Here is a 26,098-nt window from a genome sequence, read left to right as displayed (position 1 = left end):
GGATCGTCCAGCGCAATCTGGAGCATCCTTCGAGACGAAGCCTGCGGCTTCTCCTTGGGATGAGGGCTCGGGGTAGACGAAGCCTGGCGAGGGACGGGTAGCAAATGCGCGGGGAACCGCCAATATCAGGCGCATGAACGACAAGACCGACAGAACCTTGCGGCGCGCGGCCGGGACGGGCGTCACCGGAACGTCCGCGCCCGGCGAGATCGACCGTTTCCTCGGCGCGGCCAGGCAGTTGGCGCCGCTGGCGACGGGGCAGGCGGGGCGGCTGATCTTCGCGCTCGACGCCACGATGAGCCGGCAGCCGAGCTGGGACCTCGCCTGCTCGCTGCAGGCCAGGATGTTCGAGGTCGCGGCGGGCACGGGCGGGCTCGCGGTGCAGCTGGTCTATTTTCGCGGGCTGATGGAGTGCCGGGCATCGGGCTGGATCGGCGAGCCGCGGCGCCTGAGCGGGCTGATGCGCCGGATCGCCTGCGAGGGCGGGCAGACGCAGATCCATCGCGTGCTGAAGCATGTCCGCGACGAGGCGAGGGCGGTGCCGGTGCGCGCCTTCGTCTTCGTCGGCGATGCGATGGAGGAGGATGTCGACGCGCTCGCGGCGCTCGCCGGAGAGCTGGGCCTACGCGGCATTCGCGGCTTCCTGTTCCAGGAGGGGCATGATCCGGTCGCGACCGCCGCCTTCGCCACGTTGGCGCGGCTGACCGGCGGGGCGCATGCCCGCTTCGACGTGAACGCGCCGGGCTCGCTGCTCGATCTGCTGCGCGGCGCGGCGGCCTATGCCAGCGGCGGGCGCGCGGCGCTGCAACAGCTCGCCGGCGCGAGCCCGGCGGTCAAGGGCCTGCTGAGCGCGATGGACGGAGGCAAACGGTGACGCTGCTCTACGGGCTCGCCGTCCTGATCCTGCTCTGGTGGGTGTCAAGGCTCTTCACCGGGGTCAACCCGAAGCTGATGGCCAAGGCGCTGAAGACCGGCGGCGGCGCGGTCTCGCTCGGCGTCGCTGCGCTCCTGATGATGCGCGGCCGGCTCGACATGGCGGTCTTCGTCGGCGGCATCGGGGCGTGGCTGCTGGGCTGGAGCGCCTATGGGCCCGGCGGCCTGCGCTTTCCGTGGAGCGGGCTAGGCACGGCCGAGACGCCCGGCGCGCGCTCGCAGGTCAAGTCGGCGCTGCTGGCGATGGAGCTCGACCATGACAGCGGCGGCATGCGAGGGGCGGTCGTCGCCGGCGCCTATGCGGGCCGCGATCTCGATACGCTCGGTCCAGCCGAGCTCGCCGCGCTGATGCGCGAGTGCCTCGCCCGCGATCCGGAGGGCGCGCGGCTGCTAGAGGCTTATCTCGACCGCCGGACGCCCGGATGGCGTGAACACGCTCAGGCTGATTTCGACGCGGGGCAGGGCCGCGCGGCGGGCCCGGGCGCGATGACGCAGCAGGAGGCCTACGAGATCCTGGGGCTTCAGCCGGGGGCGGGCGAGGAGGCGATCCGCGAGGCCCATCGGAGCCTGATGAAGCGCATCCATCCGGACGCCGGGGGCTCGAGCGGGCTGGCCGCCCGCGTCAACCAGGCCAAGGACGCCCTGCTGAAATGATAGCGGCTGGCCGGGCTGAAACTGGATGTGGAACGTCATGATGGCGGTCCTTCCCTTGTCCGTCAGCCGCGGGTGGCGAAGCAGGCGAAACCGTCGCGCTTGAGCTTGGCGCAGGCGCGTTCGGCGTCCCTGGGATCCTCGAAACCGGCGAAGCGGGCGCGGAAGAGGGTGGCGCCGCCCTTCTCGACCTTCTCGGTGAAGCCCGACGCGTCGGCGAGCGGGCCGGAGGCCTTGGCGCGGGCGCGGCTCAGTATGTCCTTGGCCTTGGCCTCGTCGTCGGTCGCGCCGAGCTGGATGATCCATTTGCCGGCGCTGGCGCTGGCGACGGCGATGGCGGGCGCGGGCTTCGGCGTTTCGGCCTTGGCCGGCGCAGCCTTGGCGACGGCCGTGCTGCCGGCGTCGTGTTTCTTCTCGGCGACCGGCGCGGACTCGGCCTTGCGGATGTCGGCGTCCTTGACCGCCGGATTCTCCTCGGGCTCGGCGACCTTGGCGATCGAGGAGGTGAACTCGACATTCGCCGGCGGACGCAGAACCTTGCCGTCGGCGGCGGGCGCGCCGATCGACCAGCGCATGGCCGAGGGCGTCGTGGTGGCGGCGACCGGGCGCATGCCGGAGATCTGCAGCGGCGGCGCGTTCATCGGGCGGGCGACGGGGATCGGCGTCGTCGTCGTGGTCGTCGGCGCGTAGGCGCGGACGGCGGGCGGCAGCGGCTGCTGCGTCTCGAAGCGCGGGCGCGGCACCGGCATCGGCGCGGGCTCGGCGACGGCGGCCTGCTGGACCGGCGGCGCGACGACCGGAGCCGGCGCGGCGAGAGGAGCGGCGACTTGGCGCGGCCGGACGACCTCGGGCTCGTTCCCGGCCTCGGCGATCTGGACGGCGGCGCGGCCGCCGGTGGCCGCCTTGGGCAGGGTGGCGACGACGAGATCGGCCATGATCCGGTCGCGCGCGGCGCCGGAGCGGCCGCCGAGCACGATCGAGACGATGTGGCGGCCATCGGCCTTGGCCGAGGTCATCAGATTAAAGCCCGACAGGCGCGTATAGCCGGTCTTGATGCCGTCGACGCCCTCGACGCGGCCGAGCAGCTTGTTGTGGTTGGGATAGGTGCCGCCGGCGATGCTGGCGCTGCGCGCCGAGAACATCGGGTAGTAGCGTGGGAAGCGCTCCTGGATCGCGCGCGCGAGTATCGTGAGATCGCGCGCCGTCGTGATGTTCGGCGGGCTGTTGGGCAGGCCGTGGGGATTGTAGAATGCGGTGTTGCGCATGCCGAGCGAGCGGGCGCGGGCCGTCATCATCCGGGCGAACTCGTCCTCCGAGCCGGCGACGTTCTCAGCCACGGCGACGGCGACGTCGTTGGCCGATTTGGTGATCAGCGCCATGATGGCGTCGCGGACCGCGATGGTCTCGCCGGGCTCGAAGCCGATCTTGGACGGGGGCTGCCGGGCGGCATAGGAGGAGACGGTGAACTCCGAGCCCATGGTGAAACGGCCGCGCTCGAGTTGCTCGAACAGCAGGTAGAGCGTCATCACCTTGGTGATCGATGCCGGGATGCGCGGCGCATCCTCGTTGACCGCGTACAGCGTGCGGCCGGACTTCACGTCCACGACCATGGCCGCATAGGGCGGGGCATAGCCGCCGCCGGCCTGGCGCTTCTTGCGCGCCGCCTCGGCGGGAGAGGCGATGACGCTGAGCGCGATCGCGACGATGCCGATCAGGCCGACGAGCGCACGAACGCGCGCGCGCCGGGAACCAACGCAACCAAAAGCCATGCAACCCGCCTCAACATTCAACTCGCGCCCCACCCCCGCGGCGCCTGACGGCGTGGCGCGAAGGACACAGTGATGGAGGTTAGGCCGATGCGGTTACGGAGCCGTTAAGCCGGCGGCATTCGATTCAAATCCTCCGCTTGGTCGATGCCTGAACGATCTGCGTTTGATGCATTGCAGCGCATCCTTGACATTTATGTTGCGGTGCACAATATCAGGGCCAGTCCCGGTGATGACGCTTCCATCGACCTTGGGACGAGAAACCTGGGCCCCGTGGGGCTCGTCACCAGAGGCGGCACGACGGTGCCGAGGGAAGAAACATGATCCAGCAGTTCGAGACCATCCAGAAGGCCGGCAAGGACAACGTCGACGCCGCCCTCAAGGCTTTCGGCGTCACCTCCAAGGGCGTGCAGACCATCGCCGTCGAGGCGACCGATTACGCCAAGAAGTCCTTCGAGGCCGGCACCGCGACCATCGAGAAGCTCGCCGGCGTGAAGACCCTCGACAAAGCGCTCGAGATCCAGACCGAGTACGTCAAGACCGCTTTCGAGGGCGCCGTCGCCCAGGCGACCAAGTTCGGCGAGCTCTACGCCGCGCTGGCCAAGGACGCCTACAAGCCGTTCGAGGGCATCGTCGCCAAGGCGGTTCCGGCCGCCAAGTGAGGCGATGCCGCGCCGCCTTCTGGCGGCTCGGGCTCCTTCCAGCGACCGATACGATCGAGCCCGGCCGCAAGGCCGGGCTCTTTCGTCGCTATGACGGCTTTCGCCGGGCTCAGCCATGGCAAAACGGCGAACGCGTCGAGATCGGGGCGTCTCGCGGAACAGGGCCGCTCCGTGACGGCGGGAGCGACGGACATTTTGCCTCTTCCTTCCAAAATTGACTTTCTGGTAAGAGATTGGCGATTGCCTGTCGGTGCGATGAGCCGCTGCGAGCGGTCCCGCATCGCGTCATCTGGAGGCCACCTGCATGAAGCGGATTTCGATCGCCGTGACCGCCGTCCGCTCCATGTCCGGGAGCAAAAGCCGACGCAAGGCGATCCCGCTTCTGATTGCGGTGGCCGGGCCCGCGCTGGGCGCCTGCAGCACGGCGCCGGTCCAGACGGCGTCGATGCCCGCGCCCGCGGCGAAAGCCTCCGGCGAGGCGCGCAGGAATCAGGCGGTGGCCCTGGCGAAGGCCGATCCGCGCGAGAGGGACTGCCTCGTCCGGGCGATGTATTTCGAATCGAACCGCTCGAGCGAGTCCGGTCTGCTCGGCGTCGGCACGGTGGTGATGAACCGGGTCGAATCGCCGCGCTATCCCGAGACGATCTGCGGCGTCGTCGGCGCGCCGCGCCAGTTCGCGGCCGGGGTGCTGACACGGCGGATGGCGGCGCGCGACCTGCCCAAAGCCGAAGCCGTCGCCGACGACATCCTCAACGGCCGGCGCAGCAAGGAGGTCGGCGCGGCCAAGTACTTCCACATGGCCGGACTGCGCTTTTCCTACGCCAACATGCGCTACGTGGCGGTCGCCGGCGGAAACGCCTTCTACGTGAGGGACGAACGGCCGGAGCGGCGGCGCATCGAGGAGCCGGGCTATCAGCTCGCCGCGGTCTCCGAGCCCGCGCCTCTCGCTGCTTCGCCCGCGACGGTGTCGACATCGTTCGCGGCCGCGCCGCTGGCCTTCGCGCCGGCTCCCGTCACGGCCGCGCCCGCTTCGAGCCTGGTCGACAACGCGCCGCTGCCGCCGAGCCGGCCGTTCGATCTCGATCTCCGCAAGAAGACGGCGAGCGCCGATGTCATGCCGCCGAAACGCGATGTTCGCCTCGCGGCCCTGATGCCGAACGCCTCCGGCCTGCGCGGCAGCCTGAAGCTAGACTGATCCGCGTCGGCGGTCCCGATCCCGCCCTGAGCGAAGGGCTGCCTTGGGTGGCGGCTTCTTTGAACCGATTGAAAAAGCGCTTGCGGAGGCGCATGTCTGTGCCGGCGATGCGCCCCTCGCGCGAGCCCGACAGCAAACGGTCAGTTCCATGCTCGACACAGTCACGCCCCCCCGCACGCTGCGGCTGAACGCCGCCGACAATGTCGCGATCGCGGTCGACCAGGTCGACGCCGGGATGACGGCCGCGGGCGTGACGGCGCTGAAACGCATTCCGCGCGGGCACAAGATGGCGCTGAGCGGGATCGCCAGGGACGAGCCCATCCGCAAGTTCGGCCAGATCATCGGTTTCGCCACCGCCGACATCCCGCCGGGCGACTGGGTGCACGAGCACAACACCGGCTTCCACGCCTTCGAGCGCGACTACGCCTTCTGCGCCGAGGCCAAGCCCGAATTCGTGCTTCCGGTCGAGCAACAGGCGACCTTCCAGGGCTTTCGCCGGAAGGACGGCAAGGCCGGCACGCGCAACTATGTCGGCATCCTGACCTCGGTGAACTGCTCGGCCTCGGCCGCGCGCTTCATGGCCGAGGAGGTCAAGCGCTCGGGCCTGCTCGCCGACTATCCGAACGTCGACGGCGTCATCGCGCTGACGCACGGCACCGGCTGCGGCATCGACTACAACGGCGAGAGCTTCGAGGTCCTGAAGCGCACGACCTGGGGCTATGCCTGCAACCCGAACATGGCCGCCGTTCTCGTCGTCGGGCTCGGCTGCGAGGGCTTCCAGATCAAGCGGATGAAGGACGCCTACGGCGTCGAGGAGAGCGACGTCTTCCGCACGCTGACGATCCAGGAGACCGGCGGCACCAGGAAGGCCGTCGCCGCCGGCATCGAGGCGCTGAAGGTGATGCTGCCGATCGCCAACGCCGCGACGCGCGAGACCGTGCCGGCGTCGGAACTGATGCTGGCGCTGCAATGCGGCGGCTCGGACGGATATTCCGGCATCACCGCCAACCCGGCGCTGGGCGCGGCCGTCGACATCCTGGTCGAGCAGGGCGGCGCCGCGATCCTGTCCGAGACGCCGGAGATCTACGGTGCCGAGCATCTGCTGACGCGGCGCGCCGCGACGCGCGAGACCGGCGAAAAGCTCGTCGGCATCATCAGATGGTGGGAGGACTACACGGCCCGCGCCCGGATGGACATGAACAACAACCCGTCGCCCGGCAACAAGGCCGGCGGGCTGACCACCATCCTCGAGAAGTCGCTCGGCGCGGCCGCCAAGGGCGGCACCAAGACGCTGGCGGCGGTCTACCATTACGCCGAGCAGGTGAAGGCCAAGGGCTTCGTCTTCATGGACACGCCGGGCTACGACCCGGTTTCGGCGACGGGGCAGGTCGCGGGCGGCGCCAACATCCTCGCCTTCACCACCGGGCGCGGCTCGGCCTATGGCTGCAAGCCGACGCCGTCCGTCAAGCTCGCCACCAACACGCCGATGTATCTCAAGCAGACCGACGACATGGACATCAATTGCGGCGATGTCCTCGACGGCGTGAGCCTGGAGGACAAGGGTCGCGAGATCTTCGACTGCCTGCTGCGCGTGGCGTCCGGCGAGAAGTCGAAGTCCGAGCAGATGGGCTATGGCGACGTCGAATTCGTGCCCTGGCAGATCGGCGCGACGATGTAGGGGTGTTCCTTTTCCTCCTTGCGGGAAAAGGTGGCGTGCAGCGCCGGATAGGTGGCCGTGCGCCGTCCGTCATGCTCGCCCCTGTGGCGAGCATCCACGTCTTGGGCATGGAGCACGACGACGGAAGACGTGAATGGGCGGGACAAGCCCGACCATGACGAGGGGCGGCGCGACCCCTCATCCGTCTCGGCTTCGCCGAACCACCTTCCCGCGAGGGGAGAAGGGCTCCAGCGCTAAATCTCGAAACCGCGCAGCCGCGCGCCCACCTCCGCGATGCGCGTCGCGCCGACATTGGCGATCGCGACGCGCAGATGCCTCTCCTGGCCCGGGCCGAAATAGGGGCCTGGCAGGGCCAGCACGCCGCACTGCCCGACCAGCCGCCGCGCCACCTCGGCCGCCGACACGTCGGGGAACGGGTGCGCGACATAGGCGAAATAGGCGCCGGCGGCGAGCACGCTCCAGCCGTCCAGCGGCGCCAGCGCCTCGCGGAACAGCGCGGCGCGCGAATTGATCTCGACGCGGTTGGCCCCGCGCCAGTCGCGGATGCCGTCGATGCCCCAGGCGACCGCGCTCTGGCCGGCGCGCACCGGACTGATCTGGATGCAGTCGAGCACCTTGCCGATCTCGGCGACGACGCGTTCACCCGCCACGATCGCGCCCAGCCGCCAGCCCGGCACGGCATAGGCCTTCGAGAAGCTGTAGAGCCCGATCACCGAATCCCGCCAGCCGCTTGCGGCGAAGACCTCATGCGGCCGCGTCAGGTTCTCGGGCAGGAAATCGCGATAGGTCTCGTCGAGCACGAGCCAGATCCCGCGCCTCGCGCAGAGTTCGGCGAAGGCGGCGATGGCGGCGGCCGGATAGACCGCGCCGGTCGGGTTGTTCGGGCTCACCAGCACGATCGCGCGGGTGCGGGCGTCGATCAGCCGCTCCGCATCGGCGACATCCGGGACGAAGCCGGCCATGGGGTCGCAGGGAAGCGGCCGAGGCTCGACGCCGAGCATGGCCAGCGTCATCTCGTGGTTGAAGTACCAGGGCGTCGGCAGCAGCACATTGTCGCCGGCGCGCGCTAGCGCCATCATCGTCACGACATAGGCTTGGTTGCAGCCCGAGGTGACGATCGTCCCGGCCGGGGCGATGGTCGCGCCATAGATGCGCGAGACCTCGGCCGCATAGGCCTCGCGCAAGGCCGCGTCGCCGGTGATGCCGCCATAGCGGGCGCTTTCGGGCTTCGCGGCCGCCTCCGCCAGCTTTTCCAGCAGGGCGTCGGGCGGCGCCGAGCCCGGCACCGCCTGAGACAGGTCGATCAGCGGCCCGGCCGCGCCGTCATAGGCCCGCGCCCAGCCCTGCGCTTCGGGGATGGGCGGCGTCCCGGTGTCGAGGAGGTCGGGATTCAGCGGGGCGGGGAGCGCGTTCGGCATGGCCTGCGAGCTTTGGGATGCCGGCCCGCCGCCGTCAATCGCCGTCGGCGCATGGACGCTTGGACGCCGCCGGGATCGCGCCCCATATAAGGCGCAGACAAGAACCGGGCAGGCGGAATGCAGGACGACGCCAATGAGGCCATCGACGAACTCCACGCCGTGCTGGACTCGGCCTCCGCCATCGTCGGCTTCACCGGCGCGGGCATCTCGACGGAATCGGGCGTGCCGGATTTCCGCTCGCCGGGCTCGCCCTGGATGGTCAACAAGCCGATCCCGTTCGACGCCTTCGTCGCGAGCCGCGAGGCGCGGATCGAGGCGTGGCGGCGCAAATTCGCGATGGACGACCATTATCGCGGCGCCGGCCCCAATCGCGGCCATGCCGCGCTGGCGCGGCTGGTCGCGCAAGGCCGCTCGCCCGGCCTGATCACCCAGAACATCGACGGGCTGCATCAGGCCTCGGGGATTCCCGACGGGCAGATCGTCGAACTCCACGGCAACGGCACCTACGCGACCTGCCTGACTTGCGGCTGGCGGCACGAACTCGACGCGATCCGCCCGGCCTACGAGGCGACGGGCGAGCCGCCGGACTGCATCATCTGCGCCGGGCCGGTGAAGTCCGCGACGATCTCGTTCGGCCAGCAGATGCCGCAGCGCGAGATGATGCGGGCGCATGAGCTGACGCTCGCGGCCGATCTCTTCCTCGTGCTCGGCTCCTCGCTGGTCGTCTTTCCGGCCGCGACCTTTCCGGTCGTCGCCAAGCGCAACGGCGCAAAGCTCGTCATCGTCAATCGCGAGCCGACGGAGCTCGACCCGATCGCCGATCTGGTGGTGCGGGCCGAGATCGGGGCGGCGCTGGGAAGGCTGGCGGGGTAGGGCGTCTTCAACACTCGAGAGCATCCATGCCCGACATGCCGAAACTGATCCGGATCGATCCCGAGGACCGTCTCGTTGTGCTTGCCCGAACGATACAGGCGCGCGGTCCCGGATCGAAAGACGCGTTGGAGGCCGGCGCCGCCGACACGGCTCGCCACGGCGAGACATGCCTCGGACGCGCGCTCTACCGGCACCGCTCCGTCTTCCGGAGCGCCTCGGACGCGCCCGTCTGGAGCCATCTCGAACTGAGCTATTTCCGCGACATCGTTCCTGCCGACGCCATCCACGACCTCGTGTTCGAGCGGCAACCGGCGGGCATCCAGTTGCTGCGCGCGGAAATCCTCCTGACGACGCCCGGAGCCTTCGTCATGCCGCAAGACTGGCGCGGGTTGGCCGGCCAGCCCCGACGGCGAGCATCGCTGGAATATATCGACGTGAAACCGCCTTTTCTCGGCGAGTACCGGGAGATCATGCGAAACTACATCGGCCCGGCCGCCGCGAAGCTCGTCGCGGCGGACCAAATCGGGACCTTCAGGACGATGGAGACGGCGGCCGTGCTCTATCGCGACCGTTCGTTCGATATCGACTGGAACCAGATCCATCTGTGCGAGGTGGAAGCGGAAGGCTTCAAAGGGTTCGGCGAGGCGTTCGACGCCGCGCTGCGCGAGATCGCTCCGGACGGCGGATTCGCGGGCGTCTTCGCCGGCCTTGGCCGCATGCGCACGATTCCGCGCTGGACCTTCAACGATGCCGCGGTGGAGGCCGACGCCGCGGTCGGGCAGATCGGCGCGGCGCGCACGCTGATCTGAGCGACGCTGAACCGAGCTTGCCAGCCTTGCCATCTGCCGGCAATCTCGGCTTAAGAAGACGTTCAGCGAGCGCAGGCCAGAATGCTCCCTCGTTGCGTGGCAAGACATGGGAAGTCCGACATCATGATCATCGAAGACAGGGACGCCGGCACGGCCGGCGGGATCGCTCTGCCCGGGCGCCAAGCCGGGCTTGTCAGCCGCCGGTCCTTCCTGGCCGGCTCCGCCGCCGGCGTCAGCGCGCTGGCGCTGGGCGGCTGCGCGACCTCCGATTACATGAGCCTCGCCGAGGCGCAGAAGCTCTACGGGCCGATGCCGGACGAGAAGTTTCCGATCCCGGCCGCCGATATCAGCAAGGTCGACCCGAAATATTTCCGCCGGACGGTCGCCTTCGACACGAAGGAAGCGCCCGGCACGATCATCGTCGATCCGGGCAATTACTATGTCTACCGCGTCGAGGAGGGCGGGCAAGCCACCCGCTACGGCGCCAATGTCGGCCGCGACGGATTTCGCTGGAGCGGCGACGCCTATGTCGGCCGCAAGTCCGAATGGGCGACCTGGACGCCGCCCAAGGAAATGATCAAGCGCCAGCCCGAGGTGGCGGTGTGGGCCCGCGGCATGCCGGGCGGCCTCGAGAACCCGCTCGGCGCCCGCACGCTCCATCTCTACCAGAACGGCGCCTATACGCTCTACACGATCTATGCGTCGAGCGATCCCGACACGATCGGCTCGGGCGTCACGAGCGGCTGCGTCGGCCTGCTCAGCCAGGACATGATCCATCTGTACGCGCGCACGCCGGTCAAGACCAAGGTGGTCGTGCTGCCGGCTTGAGCGAGTTCACTCCCGCGCCGACACAGCAAGCCTCAGCGCCAGCGCCACGACCACCGCCCCATCGGCAGCCTCATGGGCTGCCGGCGCCATCACGAAGAGCTGCGGCAGGCCGAAGGCTGCCGCAAAGGCTGGAGGTAGCTGCCGGCCGCGATGCCGGCATAGGTCGTCAGCCCGCCCATGCGGCCCTGTCCGAGGCTGCGCGAGGCGATCAGCAGCATGTCGGGGCCGGGCGCCGTGGTCGGCACGGCGCGGGCGGCGGCGAAGAGCGCGAGTGTCGCAAGGTCAGGCACAAGCGTCGTCGCCCGAATCGTCGCGCGCGTCATGGCGCGTCGATACGGCTCCGCGTGGCGCGTCCAGGCCCGAATTTCCTGCGAAATCCGTCGCGGATGATGTGGATGAGCGAGATCGCCCTGTATCGTGACTCCGCCGCGATGATATCGTGACGCAGCGAATCAAGCCAATCGCGTGGGGGTGAGTGGCACATGTCCGACGAGTTCGGTGACAGCGGGCGTCCGCCATTGGGGCCGATCCAGTCGCTCAACCGCGTCATGCGGCTCGATGGCGAGGGCGGCCCCGGCTCCGAGAGCGTGGTCGAGCTCACCGGCCACGTCAAATGGTTCGACGTCAGCAAGGGCTACGGCTTCGTCGTGCCCGAGGATGGCGGCGCCGACGTGCTCGTCCATGTCACCATCCTGAAGCGCGACGGCTTCAACGCCATCGCCGAAGGCGCGCGCATCGTGCTCGAGGCGATCGAGAAATCGCGCGGCCGGCAGGCCGTTCGCGTGCTGTCGATCGACACCAGCGCCGCCCGCCACCCGGCCGAGCTGCCGATGGCGCGCACCAACGTCTCGGTGACGCCGACGAGCGGGCTGGAGCGGATGGTGGTGAAGTGGTTCAACCGGCTGCGCGGCTTCGGCTTCGTCTCGGCCGGCGAGGGCGCGCCGGACGTCTTCGTCCATATGGAAACGCTGCGCCGCTACGGCATTGTCGAGCTGATTCCGGGCCAGAGCGTGCTGGTGCGCTACGGACCCGGGCCCAAGGGCCTGATGGCGGCCGAGATCAGGCTGGAGCAGGGCGGCGTGCCGAGCTCGCACTGAGAGCCCGCCCCGAAACCCTGCTCCGGCGCCCGTCTGGCGGGCCTCTGCGCTTCCGGCGCTCGCGGACGAGAAGTCCGCTCCGCTATGGTTCCCGAATGCCGGGCTGGCCGACTCGCCGGAGCGAGTGTCGCGGCAGACTCCGAGATGTCGACGCAACTCCGGATATCGACCAGAAAATTATGCGCGCAAAGGTTGCTTTTCACGCTCATTGAAGTCTCGCGACGGTCTCGCTTGACGCGGTCGCGTTCATAACTCTTCAATCTGCTTGGCTATGATGGCGTCTTTCCTCGGGACGCGGCATCATGCTTCTGATAAGCGATCGCGTTAAACAGGATCGGACGCTGGAGCGGACGCTGTCGCTCTGGGGTCCATGCATCGTCGTCGGCCTGAACGAAGGGCCGCCCGGCGGGCACCGTCAGAAGCGGCTCGTCGTCTCCGATGTCGACCTGTCCCAGCGCGCCTCGATCGAGGCGCTGCGGACGATGCTGGCGCGATGCCGCCTTCCCGATGCGCCATATCTCTGCCTGCTGCGGACCGAATCGGCTCGGGCCGTGATCCAGGCCAACGCGCTCGGCGCCTCGGCCGTGCTGGCCGCCGACGCCCCGGCCAAGACGCTGCTCGACAGGATCAGCCAGATCCTGCTGGTCTCGCCGGAGGATGGCGACGGCCCGCAGGCGGCGCAGGCGCAGCATCATTTCGTCGCCGCGTCCGCCGCGCTCGCGGAACTGCTGACCGCCGCCGGACAGGGCGGGGCGCTGCCGGTCGCCGCGATCGGCGAGAGCGTCGCCTCGATCAACCGCGCCGCCGACGATGTCGACATCGGCGGCTGGCTCGACATGGTCTGGAACCATGACGATCTGACCTATCAGCACTGCCTGCTGGTGGCGGGTCTGGCTGCCGCGTTCGGCCGGCGGCTCGGTTTCCCGAACGAAGCCCGCAAGCTCCTGACCACGGCCGCCGTGATGCACGATATCGGCAAGGCCCGGATCCCTCTCGAGATCCTGCACAAGCCCGGCAAGCTGACATCGGCCGAAACGGAGACGATGCAGACCCATCCGGAAATCGGGCGGGCACTGCTGCTGAGCCAGGGCGGCTTCGCCCGGGAGGTCGTCGAGGCGACGCATCAGCACCACGAATATCTCGACGGCTCGGGCTATCCGCGGGGCTTGCGAGGCGCGGAAATCTCGGATGTCGTGCGGATGATCACGATCTGCGACATCTACGCCGCGCTGATCGAGCGACGCTCCTACAGGGCGCCGATGCCGCATGAAGCGGCCTATGCGACGCTGCTCGGCATGGAAGGCAAGCTCGACGCCGATCTGGTGCGCGCCTTCGGGGCCGTGGCGCTGACCGATCCGGTCGCCGGCGCGCGCGCCGTCAGCGCCTGAGGCCGGCCGTTGTCAGGAGAGCGTCGTTTTGCCCGGAAGGCCTTGTCCGCCTTTCGGGCGGCGTGGCGTCTTCGATCGTCGACCGCTATGCCCAGGACTTGGATGCCCGGGACAAGCCGGAGCACGACGGTGACGGACTTCAGAGCGCGAAGGACGTCCCGCAGCCGCAGGAGGCCGTCGCGTTCGGGTTGGTGATCCTGAAGGACTGGCCGACGAGGTCGTCGACGAAGTCGATGGTGCAGCCCTCGAGCAGGTCGAGCGAGGTCTCGTCGATCAGGACGGTCGCGCCGTCGCGCTCGATCACGAGGTCGCCCGGCGTGGTCTCGCGGTCGACGTCGAAGACGTACTGGAAGCCCGAGCAGCCGCCGCCGGTGACGCTGACGCGCAGCATCGAGCCCGGGGGCTCATGCGCCATCACGGTGACGATGCGGCTCGCGGCCTTGTCCGTCACGGAAATGCCGCGCGGATGACTCAGAAGATCGGTCGACATGGCGCGCTCCATGACAGATGCGGCTCTTTGGGAAGAAGCGGCGCCTTGGGAAGAAGCGGCTTGCACCCCGGTTATCCGCGAAGGTAATTGCGCCGCAGGCCTGCGGCAAGACGCACGCCAGCACAGGTCGGCCATGACTTCCCAGCACACGCCCGACGCCAGGCCCGACGTCTTGCAGGATCGCGAGCCCGGCGAGCGCTGGCGCGCCGCTTACGCCTGCCGCTCCAGCCGGAGCCGGGGCCGGCTCGTCGCGGAGCCCGGCTCGGCGACGCGCAACCAGTTCCAGCGCGACCGCGACCGCATCATCCATTCGACCGCCTTCCGCCGGCTGAAGCACAAGACGCAGGTCTTCGTCTCGCATGAGGGCGACCATTTCCGCACGCGCCTGACCCATACGATCGAGGTGGCGCAGATCGCCCGGGCGCTGGCGCGCGCGCTCGGCCTCGACGAGGATCTGGCCGAGGCGCTGGCGCTGGCGCACGATCTCGGCCACACGCCCTTCGGCCATACCGGCGAGGATGCGCTGGCCGAATGCATGGCCGGGTTCGGCGGCTTCGACCACAACGCCCAGACGCTCAGGATCGTGACGAGGCTGGAGCGGCGCTATGCCGGCTTCGACGGGCTCAATCTGAGCTGGGAGACGCTGGAGGGGCTGGTCAAGCATAACGGTCCGCTGCTCGATGCGCGGGGGAAGCCGACCGATCGCTATGCCGAGAGCGGCATCCCGGCCGCGATCGTCGAGTACCAGGCGCGGCAGGACCTCTGGCTCGGCACCTACGCTTCCGCCGAGGCGCAGGCCGCCGCGCTCGCCGACGACATCGCCTACGACGCTCACGATATCGACGACGGCCTGAGGGCGGGGCTGTTCGGCCTCGACGAACTGCGCGGCCAGCCCTTCCTCGCCGCGCTGCTCGACGAGATCGACAGGCTTCATCCGGGGCTGGAGCCGCAACGCGCCACCAACGAATTGGTCCGGCGCGTGATCACCCGCTTCGTCGAGGACGTCATCGCCGAGTCGCGGGGCCGCATCGCGGCGCTGGTCCCCGCCGACGCGGACGCGATCCGCCATGCCTCGGCGCCGGTCGTCGCCTTCTCGACGCCGATCGCGGCCGCCGACCGCGCGATCAAGGCCTTCCTCTATCCGAACATGTACCGCCACCCCCGCGTCGGGGCGATCCGGACCAGGGCGGCCGGCGTCGTGCGCGACCTGTTCGAGCGCTTCAGCGCCGACCCGTCCGCGATGCCGGCCGAATGGGCCGCAGGCTGCGCGAGCCTCGACGCGCATCGCCGCGCGCGCCGCATCGCCGACTACATCGCCGGCATGACCGACTGGTACGCGCTCGACGAACACCGCCGCCTGTTTGACGCCACCCCCTCGCTGCGATAGGGGCCGCACTTTCCAACACTCCTTCTGCTGCGCGACAGAGATACGCAAGTCAGGCCGCAATGAACCTGTTCGAGAGCTTTTCCGCCCGCGTCGCCGCCATTCTGGCGGGGCTGGCCGAGGCAGGCGCGCTGCCGGCGGGTCTGAACCTCTCCCGCGTCGTGGTCGAGCCGACGCGCGATCCGACCCATGGCGATCTCGCCTGCAACGCCGCCATGGTGCTGGCCAAGGAGGCCGGCGCCAACCCGCGCGTGCTGGCCGAACTGTTGCGCACCGAGCTCGAAAAGGATGCCGATGTCGTCAAGGTCGAGGTCGCCGGACCGGGCTTCATCAACCTGACGCTGAAGCCCTCGGTCTTCACCGCGATCCTCAGGGACGCGGTCGAGCACGGCGCGGACTACGGTAAGGGCGCGCCAAAGCCGCGGCCGGCGGTGAACGTCGAATACGTCTCGGCCAACCCGACCGGGCCGATGCATGTCGGCCATGGCCGCGGCGCCGTCTTCGGCGACGCGCTCGCCAACCTGCTCGCTTTCGCCGGCCATGCGGTGACGCGCGAATACTACATCAACGACGCCGGCGCGCAGGTCGACGTGCTCGCCCGCTCGGCCTATCTGCGCTACCGCGAGGCGCTGGGCGAGACGATCACGATCCCCGAGGGGCTCTATCCGGGCGACTATCTCGTCTCGGTCGGCGAAAGCCTCGCCAGGGCCCATGGCGATGCCTTGCTGACGAAGCCCGAGGCGGAATGGCTGCCGCTGGTCCGCGCCGCCGCGATCGACGGCATGATGGCGATGATCCGCGACGATCTCGCCGCGCTCGGCGTCGTTCACGACGTGTTCTTCTCCGAGCGCTCGCTGCAGACCATCGAGGGCGACCGCGACGCGGTGCGCGACACGATCGGGGATCTGCGCGCCCGCGATCTCGTCTACGAGGGCAGGCTGCCGCCGCCCAAGGGTCAGAAGGACGAGGACTGGGAGGATCGCGAGCAGACGCTGTTCCGCGCCACGCAGTTTGGCGACGACGTCGACCGGCCGCTGCTGAAGTCGGACGGCAGCTACACCTATTTCGCCAACGACATCGCCTATCACCGCTCCAAGTTCACGCGCGGCTTCCCCATGATGATCGATGTCTGGGGCGCCGACCATGGCGGCTACGTCAAGCGCATGAGCGCGGCGGTGAAGGCCGTGACCGGCGGGGCGGGGGCGCTCGACGTCAAGCTCTGTCAGCTCGTCAAGCTCTTGCGCAACGGCGAGCCGGTGAAGATGTCGAAGCGCTCGGGCGATTTCGTCACCTTGCGCGAGGTCATCGACGAGGTCGGCCGCGACGCGGTGCGCTTCATGATGATCTTCCGCAAGAACGACGCGACGCTGGATTTCGACCTCGCCAAGGTGGTCGAGCAGTCGAAGGACAATCCGGTCTTCTACGTCCAGTACGCCCATGCCCGCTGCGCCTCGATCTTCCGGCAGGCGCGCGAGGCCTTTCCCGACCTCGACCTGACGCCGGAAAGCCTGGCGCGGGCGGAGCTGGAACGCCTCGACGACGAGGCCGAGATCGGCATCGTCAAGATGATCGCGGCCTATCCGAGGATGATCGAGGCGGCGGCCATGGCCTGCGAGCCGCATCGCGTGGCGTTCTTCGTGCACGAATTGGCGAGCGCTTTCCATTCGCTCTGGAACAAGGGCAAAGACTCGCCGCAATTACGGTTCGTTAATCAAACTGATCGAAACTTGACCCTGGCGAGATTGGCGTTCGTTCATTGCGTTCGCAGCGTGCTCGCCTCCGGTCTGGCGGTCGCGGGGGTCGCGGCGCCGGAAGAGATGCGCTGACGGAGAGCTTTCCGGCAGCGCGCACGAGGTCAAAAAATTGACCGCGCAATGCGTTCGGCGTTCCATCGTGGCGTCGGCCCTGTGCTGGAATGGATCATGCCATGAGTGAGCCAGCTAGAAACCGTTTCGCCCTCGATCTCGAAGATCTCGAGCGCCAGCTCCGCGGCGCGGCGCAGCCGCAGCGTCCGGCCAGCGCGGTCGATCCGCTGGTCGAGCTGACCCGCATCGTCGGGCAGGACGACCCGCTGAAGGATCTCTTCGCCGAGCGCGGCCGCGGCCCGGTCGCGGTGCGGCAGGAGCCGGGTTTCGACGCCGGGCCCGCGCCGCGGAGCGCCCCGCCGGCCGAACTGCGCGGCGCGCTGGACGAGTTCGAGGCGCTGCTGCGCCGGAACGAGCCGGCCCGCGCCGCCCCGTCCCCGGCGCCGCCGCCTCCGGCGGAGGCTGCGCCGGTCGCGCGGCAGATGCCCGATTTCGACAATCTGGTCGCCGAGGCCTATGCCCGCCCGCCCGCTCCGCAGGCCGAGCAGCCGCGCGACCTCGACCAGGCGGCCGGCTACGCGCCGGACGCCCGCTACGACGATGCCTACGACCAGCGGCAGGCGGAGGCCGTCGCCTACCAGACCGGCGCTCCGCCGGCCGACAACGACATGCCGGAACTCGAGCCGCAACGCTCGCGCAAGGGGCTCTGGACGGCGGTCGCGCTTCTGGCGGTCGGCGTCACCGGCGTCGGCGCGGCGATGCTGCTGCGCGGCGGTCCCACTGGCCCGAACGGCCAGCCGCCGGTGATCGCGGCCGATGCCGGCCCGACCAAGGTCGCGCCCGCCAATCCGGGCGGCGCCGAGATCCCGAACCAGAACAAGCAGATCTACGAGCGCGCCGGCGAGACCCCCGCCAGGCAGGCCAAGGTGGTCAACCGCGAGGAACAGCCGGTCGATGTCCAGCAGGCGGCCCGCTCGCTGTCGCCGCGCGTCGTGATGGCCGGCCCCGGAACCGGAGCGGCCAGCGATGCCGGCAACCCGCTGGCGCAGGCGCCGGCCGCGCCCGAACGCGGCCTGACCCCGTCCGAGCCGATGCTGACCGCGATGCCGCCGGTGCCGGGGCTCGGCGAGCCGCGCCGCGTCCGCACCGTCTCGATCCGCCCTGACGGCACGCCCGCCCCCGCGCCGAGCGCCAACGCGGCCTATTCCAACGGCACGGCTCCGGCCGCCAACGGCGCCGCGCCCGTCCGGCCGCAGATCAACGGACCGGCGACGGCCACGGCGAGCCCGCCGAAGCCGCGCCCGCCCGAACCGGCCAAGACGCAGGAGCGCGCGGCGACGCCGGCCCCGGCGGCGGCTCCCGCTCCGGCTCCGGCGACGACGCCTTCGACCCCTGTTCGCGTCGCCAACGCCGCGCCGACGCCCGCGCCCGCCGCGGCGCCGGCTCCCGCCACCGCCCCGATCCGCAGCGGCGTCGGCGATTTCGCCGTCCAGCTCGCCGCTCCCGGCAGCGAATCGGAGGCGCGCGCCACCTTCGCCGCGCTCCAGCGCAAGTTCCCCGATCAGCTCGGCGGTCAGGCCCCGATCGTGCGCAAGACCGAACTCGCGGGCGGCAAGACCGTCTATCGCCTGCGCGTCGGGCCCTATTCGCGCGACGACGCCACGACGATGTGCAACCAGCTCACCGCGTCTGGCGGGCAGTGCTTCATCGCCAAGAACTGAGCGGCCTTTTTCTTCGATGCGAACCGGCGGCGCCCCGCGCCGCCGGTTTTTTCATGGCCGCTCCGCCGGCGGCCACCGCCCTGCCTGCGGCGTCTGATCGCTTCGTCGGCCGCGCCTCCTCGCAATGACGGCGGCGCTTGACCGGCGTGCCGCCGCTTCCTACGCCTGAGCGATGACCTCGCGCGCCTTCATCGCCGGCTGCCTCGGCACGAGCCTTAACCCGGACGAGCGCGCCTTCTTCAGGGAGGCGCGGCCCTGGGGCTTCATCCTGTTCAGGCGCAACACGCAATCGCCTGAGCAGATCGCGTCGCTGACCGCCGAGATGCGCGAGGCCGTCGGCTGGCATGCGCCGGTCCTGATCGACCAGGAGGGCGGGCGGGTCCAGCGCATGGGCCCGCCGCACTGGCCGAAATACGCGCCGGCGCGCGGCTTCACGCGAATCAACGATCCCGTGCAACAGCGTGAGATCGTTCGGCTTTCGGCCAGGCTCATGGCGCATGACCTGAAGGCGGTCGGGATCGATGTCGACTGCCTGCCGGTGCTCGACGTGCCGGTCGCCGGCAGCCATGACGTGATCGGCGACCGGGCCTATGCCCATGATCCCGATCTGGTCGCCAGACTCGGCCGCGCCGCCGCCGAGGGACTGCTCGCCGGCGGCGTGCTGCCGGTGATCAAGCACATGCCCGGCCATGGCCGCGCGACGGCCGACAGCCATTTTGCCCTGCCGGTCGTCGATGCCGCGCTGGAGACACTGCGGGCGCAGGATTTCCGGCCGTTCCGGCATCTCGCCGACATGCCGCTGGCGATGACGGCCCATGTCGTCTTCACCGCGCTCGACAAAAGACATCCCGCCACCGTCTCGCGGAGGATCGTGCGCGAGATCATGCGCGGGGAACTCGGCTATGACGGGCTGATCATGACCGACGACATCTCGATGAAGGCGCTCTCGGGCGGTTTCGCCGAGAAGGCCGGCGCCGCCATCCGCGCCGGCGTCGACGTCGTGCTGCATTGCCACGGCATCATGGACGAGATGGTCGCGATCGCCGGCGCGGTGCCGGAGATGACGGGTGCGCGCGGCCGCCGCGCCGCCGCCGCGCTCGGCCGCATCCGGCACGAGCCGGAGCCGCTCGATGTGGACAGCGTCCGCGCACTGGTTGCGCGCGCGCTTGCGTTGACCGCCTGAACGGCGGAACCTGCATTTGGGAAATTGGGGGCTGGCCGAGCATGGCCACTGAATTGCCATTCGAGGAGGATTCAGGCCTGCGCGACGGCGAGCCTGGGCTCGTCATCGATGTCGACGGCTACGAGGGCCCGCTCGACCTGCTGCTCGACCTCGCGCGGCGGCAGAAGGTCGACCTGCACCGCATCTCGATCCTGGCGCTGGCCGAGCAGTATCTCGTCTTCGTCGAGCAGGCGCGCTCGCTCAGGCTCGAACTCGCCGCCGACTACCTCGTCATGGCGGCCTGGCTCGCCTATCTCAAATCGCGGCTGCTGCTGCCGGAGCCGCCCAAGGGCGAGGAGCCGAGCGCCGCCGATCTCGCGACCGCGCTGGCGCTGCGCCTGCGCCGACTCGAGGCGATCCGCGCCGCGGCGCGAAAACTCGCCTCGCGCGAGCGGCTCGGGCAGGACGTGTTCGCGCGCGGCGCGCCGGAAGAGATCGTCGCCGGCCATCGCCCGGTCTGGGAAGCCGAACTCTACGACCTGCTCGCGGCCTATGCCCAGCAGCGCCAGAAGCAGGCGCAGGGCCACATCTCGGTCGGGCACCGGCTGGTCTGGTCGCTGGTCGAGGCGCGCGAGGCGCTGCAGCGACTCGTCGGCGAGGCCGGCGACTGGACCGCGATCGACCCCTATCTCACGCGCTACATGGCCTCGCACGGGTTGCCCGCGAGCGAGATGGGGGCGACGGTCAGGGCGTCGGCGCTGTCGGCCATGCTGGAGATGGTGCGCGAGGGGGTCATCGACCTGCGCCAGGACGACGCGTTCGCGCCCCTGCAGGTCCGGCGCCGCTCGGCCCGCCCGCCGGTGCTTCCCCTATGAGCGTCGCCATGAGCGAGGATTTCGAGGACGATGCCGGCGCGGAGGCATTCGCGCGGGCGCTGCGCATCGTCGAGGCCGTGCTGTTCGCCTCGGCCGGGCCGTTGTCGCGCGAGGTCCTGGCGCAGTCGATCCCGGCCGGCATCGACATCGCGCAGGTGATCGACCGCCTCAGCGCGCTCTACGAGCCGCGCGGGGTCAATCTGCGCGCGGTGGCCGGCGGCTTTGCCTTTCGGACCGCGCCCGATCTCGGCTACCTGCTCGCCGCCGAGGCCGAGCCGCCGCGCAAGCTCTCGCGCGCCGCGCTCGAGGTGCTCGCCATCATCGCCTATCACCAGCCGGTGACGCGCGCCGAGATCGAGGAGATCAGGGGCGTCGCCACCGCCAAGGGCACGCTCGACATCCTGCTGGAGGCCGGCTGGGTCAGGCTGCGCGGCCGGCGGCGCTCGCCGGGGCGGCCGGTGACCTATGGCACGACGCCAGGCTTCCTCGATCATTTCGGGCTCGACCGCATCGACGACCTGCCCGGCCTCGACGAACTGAAGGGCTCGGGCTTCATCGAGGGCCGCCTGACCAGGGACCTGACCGTGCCGGTCCCCGACGACGATCCGGGCTTACGCGGCGACGAGGACCCGCTCGGCGACCTCTTCGCCCCGCTTGACGACGGCGACGGGCCGCCGCATGGGGCGCAGGAGTAGCCTCGTCATCGCGGGGAGGCGAAGCCGACAAGGCAGTTTAGGAGGGCGTGGCGCGAGACGCTGGATTGCTTCGCCGCGCTCGCAATGACGACGGAGCATCCCTTGGCTCGCAGCGAGAGCGTGGCGCGGTGGTTGAGCTGGGGCCGGCGCGGCACGGCCGGCGCGTCGATTCCGATGGCGCTCGGTTTCGACGCCGTGACGCAGCGCTTCGGCGCGGTCACGGCGCTGGAAGACGTGACGCTCTCGGTCGAGCCCGGCGAGATCGTCGCGCTGCTCGGCCAGTCCGGTTGCGGCAAGACGACGCTGCTCAGGCTCGCCGCCGGCGTCGAGCGGCCGAGCGCGGGCAGGGTGCTGCTGGAGGGCCGGGACGTCTCCTCGCCCGAACGCTTCGTCGAGCCGGAGCAGCGCGGCGTCGGGCTGGTCTTCCAGGACTACGCGCTGTTCCCGCATCTCACCGTGCGCGAGAACGTCCGGTTCGGCCTGCGCGGCTATGACGAGGCGTCGGCCGAGGCCACTTCGCGGCGCGCCATCGCCCGCGTCGGCCTCGCCGATCTCACTGAAGCCTATCCCCACATGCTGTCGGGCGGCGAGCAGCAGCGCGTCGCGCTGGCCCGCGCGGTCGCGCCGCGTCCGGGCGTGCTCCTGATGGACGAACCCTTCTCCAATCTCGATCGCCGCCTGCGCGACGTGGTCCGCGACGAGACCGCCGCCCTGCTGCAGGAAACCGGCGCGACCTCGATCATCGTGACGCATGATCCGGAGGACGCGATGCGCATCGCCGACCGCATCGTGCTGATGCGGGCCGGCCGCGTCGTCCAGGTCGGTTCGGGCGAGGAACTCTACCGCCGGCCCGTCAACCTGTTCGCGGCGCGCTTCTTCTGCGACTTCACCGAGATCGCCGGCAAGGTCGCGCGCGGCGCGGTTGATACGCCGCTCGGGCGCTTCGCCGCGCCTCGACTGGCGGAAGGCGCGGACGCCATCGTCTGCGTCCGCCCGCAGGCGATCACGCTCGTGCCCAAGGGATTCTGCCTGCCCGGAAGGCTGGTCACGCGGCGCTTCCTCGGCGAGGTCGACCATGTCCTGGTCGCGGTCTCGGGTCTCGACAAGCCGCTGGTCGGCCGTGTTTCGCGGCAGGGACACCTGCGCGAGGGCGAGGATGTCGGCGTCGATGTCGCGACGGACGAAGTTCTTGTGTTCCCCGCGGCGGACACATAGGTTCCGCGCCAAGCAGGGGACGCCGGCGTTCAGCCGGTCCGGCACACCGTTTCAAGGGAGATCGCCATGGGTGGCGTCAGCATATGGCACTGGATCGTCGTCGGCGTCATCGTGATGCTGCTGTTCGGGCGCGGCAAGGTTTCCGAGCTGATGGGCGACGTGGCCAAGGGCATCAAGTCGTTCAAGAAGGGCATGGCCGAGGACGAGACCCCGCCTCCCGCCACGACCCCGGCCGATCCCAAGGTGATCGACCAGGTCCAGGCGAGCAACGCGGCCGCGACCGCCAGCGCCGCCCAGGCCAAGGCCGAGACCAAGGCCTGATGGCGCGTCCCCCGCCGCGAGGCTGGGGCTAGAAGGACGGCCATCGATGTTCGACATCGCCTGGAGCGAATTGATGCTGATCGGGGCGGTCGCGCTCGTCGTGATCGGCCCCAAGGATCTGCCCAAAGCCATGCGCACCGTCGGACAGGCGGTGGGCAAGATCCGCCGCATGGCCGGCGAGTTCCAGGGCCAGTTCAACGAGGCCATGCGCGAGGCCGAGCTGCACGAGCTGAAGAAGCAGGTCGAGGATGTCGGCGGCTCCGTCTCCAGCGCGATGAACACCGACTACAAGCCGATCGAGATGCCGAAAGACGATGTCGGCATCGCCGACCCGCCGACCTCGACCGTCTCCGCCGGTCTCGACGACGCCGCGATGAAGGAAGCCGAGGCCAAGCTCGCAGCGCTGCCCGGTCCCGAACCGCTGCCCGAGATCGTGATCGATCCGGCCCCGGTCGCCGAGCCGAAGCCGCCGCGCAAGCGCGCTGTCAAGGTTGAGGCCGCGGTCGCGGAAGCGCCCGCGCCTGTGATCGAGGAGGCATCAGAGCCGGCGAAGCCCCCGCGCAAGCGCAAGGCCAAGGTCTCCGAGCCCGACGAGGGGAGCGCGGCATGAGCGTCGCCAATCCGCGCGAGGGCGAGGACGAGATCGAGGCCTCGCGCGCCCCGCTAATCGACCATCTGATCGAGTTGCGCTCGCGCCTGATCAAGTCGCTGATCGCCTTCCTGATCATGTTCTTCATCTGCTTCGCCTTCGCGACGCAGATCTACAACGTGCTGGTGCAGCCCTATATCTGGGCGGCGGGGCCGGGCGCCAACGTCCAGCTCATCTACACCGCGCCGCTGGAATACCTCTTCACTCAGATCAAGATCGCGGCTTTCGGCGCCGGCTTCTTCGCCTTTCCGGTGATCGCGACGCAGGTCTACAAATTCGTCGCGCCCGGTCTCTACAAGAACGAGAAGCAGGCTTTCGCGCCCTATCTGGTGGCGACGCCGTTCTTCTTCGTCGCGGGCGCGGCGATGGTGTTCTTCTTCGCCATGCCAGTCCTGATGAAGTTCTCGATCGGCATGCAGCAGGCGGCGACGGACGGGCAGGCCGGTATCGCGCTCCTGCCCAAGGTCAGCGAATATCTCTCGCTGATCATGACGCTGATCTTCGCTTTCGGCATCGCCTTCCAGTTGCCGGTGATCCTGACGCTGCTCGGCCAGGCGGGGATCATCGATTCGCAATTCCTCAAGGACAAGCGCCGCTACGCCATCGTCTTCGTCTTCGTGATCGCGGCGGTGCTGACCCCGCCCGACGTGATCTCGCAGCTCATGCTCGCCGTGCCGATGCTGCTTCTCTACGAGCTCTCGGTGTTCTCGGTGAAATATGTCGAGACAAAGCGGGCGCTGGCGAAGGCGGCCGAGGACGCGGCGGACAAAGCGGCGGGTCTCTGAGCGGCGATGTCCTCCTGCCGTCATGCTCGGGCTTGTCCCGAGCATCCACGTCTTGAACACAGCTCTCGACCAGCTAAGACATGGATGGTCGGGACAAGCCCGACCATGACGGGGAGGGCGTCTCCCCTCCCAAGTGCGACATCGGCAGTTCCCCCGCGCGCGATCCCGGTCTAGAGCATCCTCGCTGCGCTCCGCAGCGACGGCATGGCCTGACGACGATGTACGACATCAGATGGATTCGCGAGAACGCCGCGGCGTTCGACAGGGGGCTGGCGCGCAGGGGTTTCGCCGAGACCTCGTCGATCGAGCTGCTGGCGCTCGACGACGCGCGCCGCGCCGCCATCGCGAAGGCTCAGGCCGCGCAGGAGCGCCGCAACGCGCTGTCCAAGGAGATCGGCAAGGCGATGGGCGCGAAGGATGCGGCCCTCGCCGAGAGCCTGAAGGCCGAGGTCGCATCACTCAAGGAACTGCAGCCGGCGCTGGAAGCCGAGGAGAAGGTCGCCAAGGAGGCGCTGGAGCAAAAACTCGCCGCGATCCCCAACACGCCGCATGACGACGTTCCCGACGGCGCGGACGAGCACGGCAACGTCGTCAAGTCGACCCATGGCGAAAAGCCGGAGGAGGCGGGCGGGCGGCTGTTCGGCCGCAACGCCGCGCCAAAGGAGCATTTCGAGCTCGGCGAAGCGCTCGGCCAGATGGATTTCGAGATCGCGGCGAAGCTCTCGGGCTCGCGCTTCGTCGTGCTGAACTCCGGCGTGGCGCGGCTTTCGCGCGCGATCGGGCAGTTCATGCTCGACATGCACAGCGAGGAGCATGGCTACACCGAGGTCAACCCGCCGCTGATGGTGCGGGACGACGCGATGTTCGGGACGGCGCAGTTGCCGAAGTTTCGGCATGATCAGTTTTCTGTGATTGACGGTCTTACTTCGGAGCAAGCGCAGGATTTTCTAGTCCACTATGGGACGGATGATGCGCGCGCGCGCGATGTCCGAGGCGAGGATGCTCTGCGAACGAGGCAATGGATGGCACGCCAAGCTCATTGGCTCATCCCCACGGCCGAAGTCCCGCTCACCAACCTCGTCCGCGAATCGATCCTCTCCGAGGAGGAACTCCCGCGCCGCTATACCGCGCTCACGCCCTGCTTCCGGGCCGAGGCCGGTTCGGCCGGGCGCGACACGCGCGGCATGCTGCGGCAGCACCAGTTCGAGAAGGTCGAGCTGGTCTCGATCACCACGCCCGACAAATCGCGCGAGGAGCACGAGCGCATGCTGTCCTGCGCCGAGGCCGCGCTGAAGAAGCTCGACCTGCATTACCGCGTGATGACTTTGTGCACCGGCGACATGGGTTTCGCCAGCCGGAAGACCTACGACATCGAGGTCTGGCTGCCCGGACAGAAGACCTATCGCGAGATCTCGTCCTGCTCGGTCTGCGGCGACTTTCAGGCGCGCCGGATGAACGCGCGCTACAGGACCAAGGACGGCAAGGGCCCGTTCTTCGTCCACACGCTGAACGGCTCGGGCACGGCGGTCGGCCGGGCGCTGATCTCGGTGATGGAGAACTACCAGAACGCCGATGGCTCGATCACGGTGCCGGACGCGCTGGCGCCGTATATGCGCGGCGTGACGAAAGTCGCGAAGGCGTGATGTCGATTCGCGTGGAAACGCCGACGCCACTCCCTGCCCCCGCTTGCGGGGGAGG

Annotated in this window: 24 protein-coding genes and 1 pseudogene; 21 read left to right on the top strand and 4 right to left on the bottom strand. The window is 69.3% G+C overall.

The genetic code is table 11. The features are described from left to right. Positions 1-133 precede the first annotated feature (133 nt). Together AC1RRW_RS10395 and AC1RRW_RS10390 are read left to right on the top strand one after the other, a co-directional pair. Positions 134-874: a VWA domain-containing protein gene (locus AC1RRW_RS10395; protein ID WP_492900672.1), complete on the top strand. Its 741-nt coding sequence runs from the start codon at positions 134-136 to the stop codon at positions 872-874. Continuing rightward, positions 871-1,587, top strand: coding sequence for a DnaJ domain-containing protein (locus AC1RRW_RS10390; protein ID WP_492900671.1), 717 nt, complete (start codon positions 871-873; stop codon positions 1,585-1,587). Before AC1RRW_RS10395 ends, AC1RRW_RS10390 begins: the two co-directional genes overlap by 4 nt. A gap of 62 nt (positions 1,588-1,649) precedes the next feature. Here the strand turns inward: AC1RRW_RS10390 and AC1RRW_RS10385 are convergent, their stop codons facing one another. Further along, positions 1,650-3,353 carry an SPOR domain-containing protein gene (locus AC1RRW_RS10385; RefSeq protein ID WP_492900670.1) on the bottom strand — a complete coding sequence of 568 codons (1,704 nt, stop codon included), beginning with the start codon at positions 3,351-3,353 and terminating at the stop codon, positions 1,650-1,652. Positions 3,354-3,670: 317 nt separating this feature from the next. Here AC1RRW_RS10385 and AC1RRW_RS10380 point away from each other — a divergent pair, with 317 nt between their 5' ends. From AC1RRW_RS10380 to AC1RRW_RS10370, 3 genes are all read left to right on the top strand, one after another. Continuing rightward, complete coding sequence (locus tag AC1RRW_RS10380) at positions 3,671-4,012, top strand: phasin family protein (RefSeq protein ID WP_492900669.1); 342 nt, start codon at positions 3,671-3,673, stop codon at positions 4,010-4,012. A gap of 445 nt (positions 4,013-4,457) precedes the next feature. Next, the gene (locus AC1RRW_RS10375; RefSeq protein WP_492900668.1) at positions 4,458-5,207 is read left to right on the top strand and encodes a cell wall hydrolase; all 750 of its coding nucleotides are present in this window, start codon (positions 4,458-4,460) and stop codon (positions 5,205-5,207) included. A 148-nt stretch (positions 5,208-5,355) separates the two neighbouring features. Then, positions 5,356-6,885: a UxaA family hydrolase gene (locus tag AC1RRW_RS10370; RefSeq protein ID WP_492900667.1), complete on the top strand. Its 1,530-nt coding sequence runs from the start codon at positions 5,356-5,358 to the stop codon at positions 6,883-6,885. A 233-nt stretch (positions 6,886-7,118) separates the two neighbouring features. Here the strand turns inward: AC1RRW_RS10370 and AC1RRW_RS10365 are convergent, their stop codons facing one another. Beyond that, complete coding sequence (locus AC1RRW_RS10365) at positions 7,119-8,303, bottom strand: aminotransferase (protein ID WP_492900666.1); 1,185 nt, start codon at positions 8,301-8,303, stop codon at positions 7,119-7,121. 117 nt (positions 8,304-8,420) lie between these two features. On the opposite strand from AC1RRW_RS10365, the gene AC1RRW_RS10360 reads away from it, so the two are divergent. The 3 genes from AC1RRW_RS10360 (at position 8,421) to AC1RRW_RS10350 (ending at position 10,813) form a co-directional block, all read left to right on the top strand. Beyond that, entirely contained in the window at positions 8,421-9,176 is a 756-nt protein-coding gene (locus tag AC1RRW_RS10360; protein WP_492900665.1) for an SIR2 family NAD-dependent protein deacylase, read from the top strand. Positions 9,177-9,202: 26 nt separating this feature from the next. Continuing rightward, a complete protein-coding gene (locus tag AC1RRW_RS10355) occupies positions 9,203-9,985 on the top strand; it encodes a hypothetical protein (RefSeq protein ID WP_492900664.1) in 783 nt (260 codons plus the stop codon). Positions 9,986-10,108: 123 nt separating this feature from the next. Then, positions 10,109-10,813, top strand: a complete 705-nt coding sequence (locus tag AC1RRW_RS10350; RefSeq protein ID WP_492900663.1) for a L,D-transpeptidase family protein — start codon at positions 10,109-10,111, stop codon at positions 10,811-10,813. 69 nt (positions 10,814-10,882) lie between these two features. Here AC1RRW_RS10350 and AC1RRW_RS10345 read toward each other — a convergent pair. Beyond that, positions 10,883-11,103 (bottom strand): annotated as a pseudogene (locus AC1RRW_RS10345) (LysE family transporter); the annotation flags it as partial. Between the two features lie 192 nt (positions 11,104-11,295). Between AC1RRW_RS10345 and AC1RRW_RS10340 the strand changes: the two are divergent. Beyond that, a complete protein-coding gene (locus tag AC1RRW_RS10340) occupies positions 11,296-11,910 on the top strand; it encodes a cold-shock protein (protein WP_492900662.1) in 615 nt (204 codons plus the stop codon). A gap of 302 nt (positions 11,911-12,212) precedes the next feature. Next, a complete protein-coding gene (locus tag AC1RRW_RS10335) occupies positions 12,213-13,298 on the top strand; it encodes an HD-GYP domain-containing protein (protein WP_492900661.1) in 1,086 nt (361 codons plus the stop codon). Positions 13,299-13,437: 139 nt separating this feature from the next. Here AC1RRW_RS10335 and AC1RRW_RS10330 read toward each other — a convergent pair whose 3' ends face one another. Beyond that, positions 13,438-13,788: a HesB/IscA family protein gene (locus tag AC1RRW_RS10330; protein WP_492900660.1), complete on the bottom strand. Its 351-nt coding sequence runs from the start codon at positions 13,786-13,788 to the stop codon at positions 13,438-13,440. Between the two features lie 133 nt (positions 13,789-13,921). On the opposite strand from AC1RRW_RS10330, the gene AC1RRW_RS10325 reads away from it, so the two are divergent. From AC1RRW_RS10325 to serS, 11 genes are all read left to right on the top strand, one after another. Further along, positions 13,922-15,175 (top strand): deoxyguanosinetriphosphate triphosphohydrolase, encoded by a 1,254-nt coding sequence (locus AC1RRW_RS10325; protein ID WP_492900659.1) that lies wholly within the window; start codon positions 13,922-13,924, stop codon positions 15,173-15,175. Between the two features lie 59 nt (positions 15,176-15,234). Then, complete coding sequence (gene argS, locus AC1RRW_RS10320) at positions 15,235-16,998, top strand: arginine--tRNA ligase (protein ID WP_492900658.1); 1,764 nt, start codon at positions 15,235-15,237, stop codon at positions 16,996-16,998. Positions 16,999-17,099: 101 nt separating this feature from the next. Further along, the gene (locus AC1RRW_RS10315; RefSeq protein WP_492900657.1) at positions 17,100-18,698 is read left to right on the top strand and encodes an SPOR domain-containing protein; all 1,599 of its coding nucleotides are present in this window, start codon (positions 17,100-17,102) and stop codon (positions 18,696-18,698) included. 172 nt (positions 18,699-18,870) lie between these two features. Further along, positions 18,871-19,881, top strand: a complete 1,011-nt coding sequence (gene nagZ, locus AC1RRW_RS10310) for a beta-N-acetylhexosaminidase (RefSeq protein WP_492900656.1) — start codon at positions 18,871-18,873, stop codon at positions 19,879-19,881. A gap of 41 nt (positions 19,882-19,922) precedes the next feature. Continuing rightward, entirely contained in the window at positions 19,923-20,735 is an 813-nt protein-coding gene (locus tag AC1RRW_RS10305) for a segregation and condensation protein A (RefSeq protein ID WP_492900655.1), read from the top strand. Positions 20,736-20,743: 8 nt separating this feature from the next. Beyond that, a complete protein-coding gene (gene scpB, locus AC1RRW_RS10300) occupies positions 20,744-21,430 on the top strand; it encodes an SMC-Scp complex subunit ScpB (RefSeq protein ID WP_492900654.1) in 687 nt (228 codons plus the stop codon). Between the two features lie 102 nt (positions 21,431-21,532). Then, on the top strand, positions 21,533-22,645 hold the full coding sequence (locus AC1RRW_RS10295; RefSeq protein WP_492900653.1) for an ABC transporter ATP-binding protein: 1,113 nt from the start codon (positions 21,533-21,535) through the stop codon (positions 22,643-22,645). Between the two features lie 66 nt (positions 22,646-22,711). Beyond that, positions 22,712-22,966, top strand: coding sequence for a twin-arginine translocase TatA/TatE family subunit (locus AC1RRW_RS10290; RefSeq protein ID WP_492900652.1), 255 nt, complete (start codon positions 22,712-22,714; stop codon positions 22,964-22,966). Positions 22,967-23,012: 46 nt separating this feature from the next. Continuing rightward, entirely contained in the window at positions 23,013-23,576 is a 564-nt protein-coding gene (tatB, locus tag AC1RRW_RS10285; protein WP_492900651.1) for a Sec-independent protein translocase protein TatB, read from the top strand. After that, positions 23,573-24,400: a twin-arginine translocase subunit TatC gene (gene tatC / locus AC1RRW_RS10280; RefSeq protein WP_492900650.1), complete on the top strand. Its 828-nt coding sequence runs from the start codon at positions 23,573-23,575 to the stop codon at positions 24,398-24,400. The genes tatB and tatC overlap by 4 nt, the downstream gene beginning before the upstream one ends. Positions 24,401-24,618: 218 nt before the next feature. After that, positions 24,619-26,043, top strand: coding sequence for a serine--tRNA ligase (gene serS, locus AC1RRW_RS10275; RefSeq protein WP_492900649.1), 1,425 nt, complete (start codon positions 24,619-24,621; stop codon positions 26,041-26,043). Positions 26,044-26,098 lie beyond the last annotated feature (55 nt).

Source organism: Allobosea sp. GW821-FHT12C12 (genome assembly GCF_058807355.1).
Note: the sequence above shows the minus strand (reverse complement) of the source record. Positions and strands in the feature narration are given on the sequence as shown.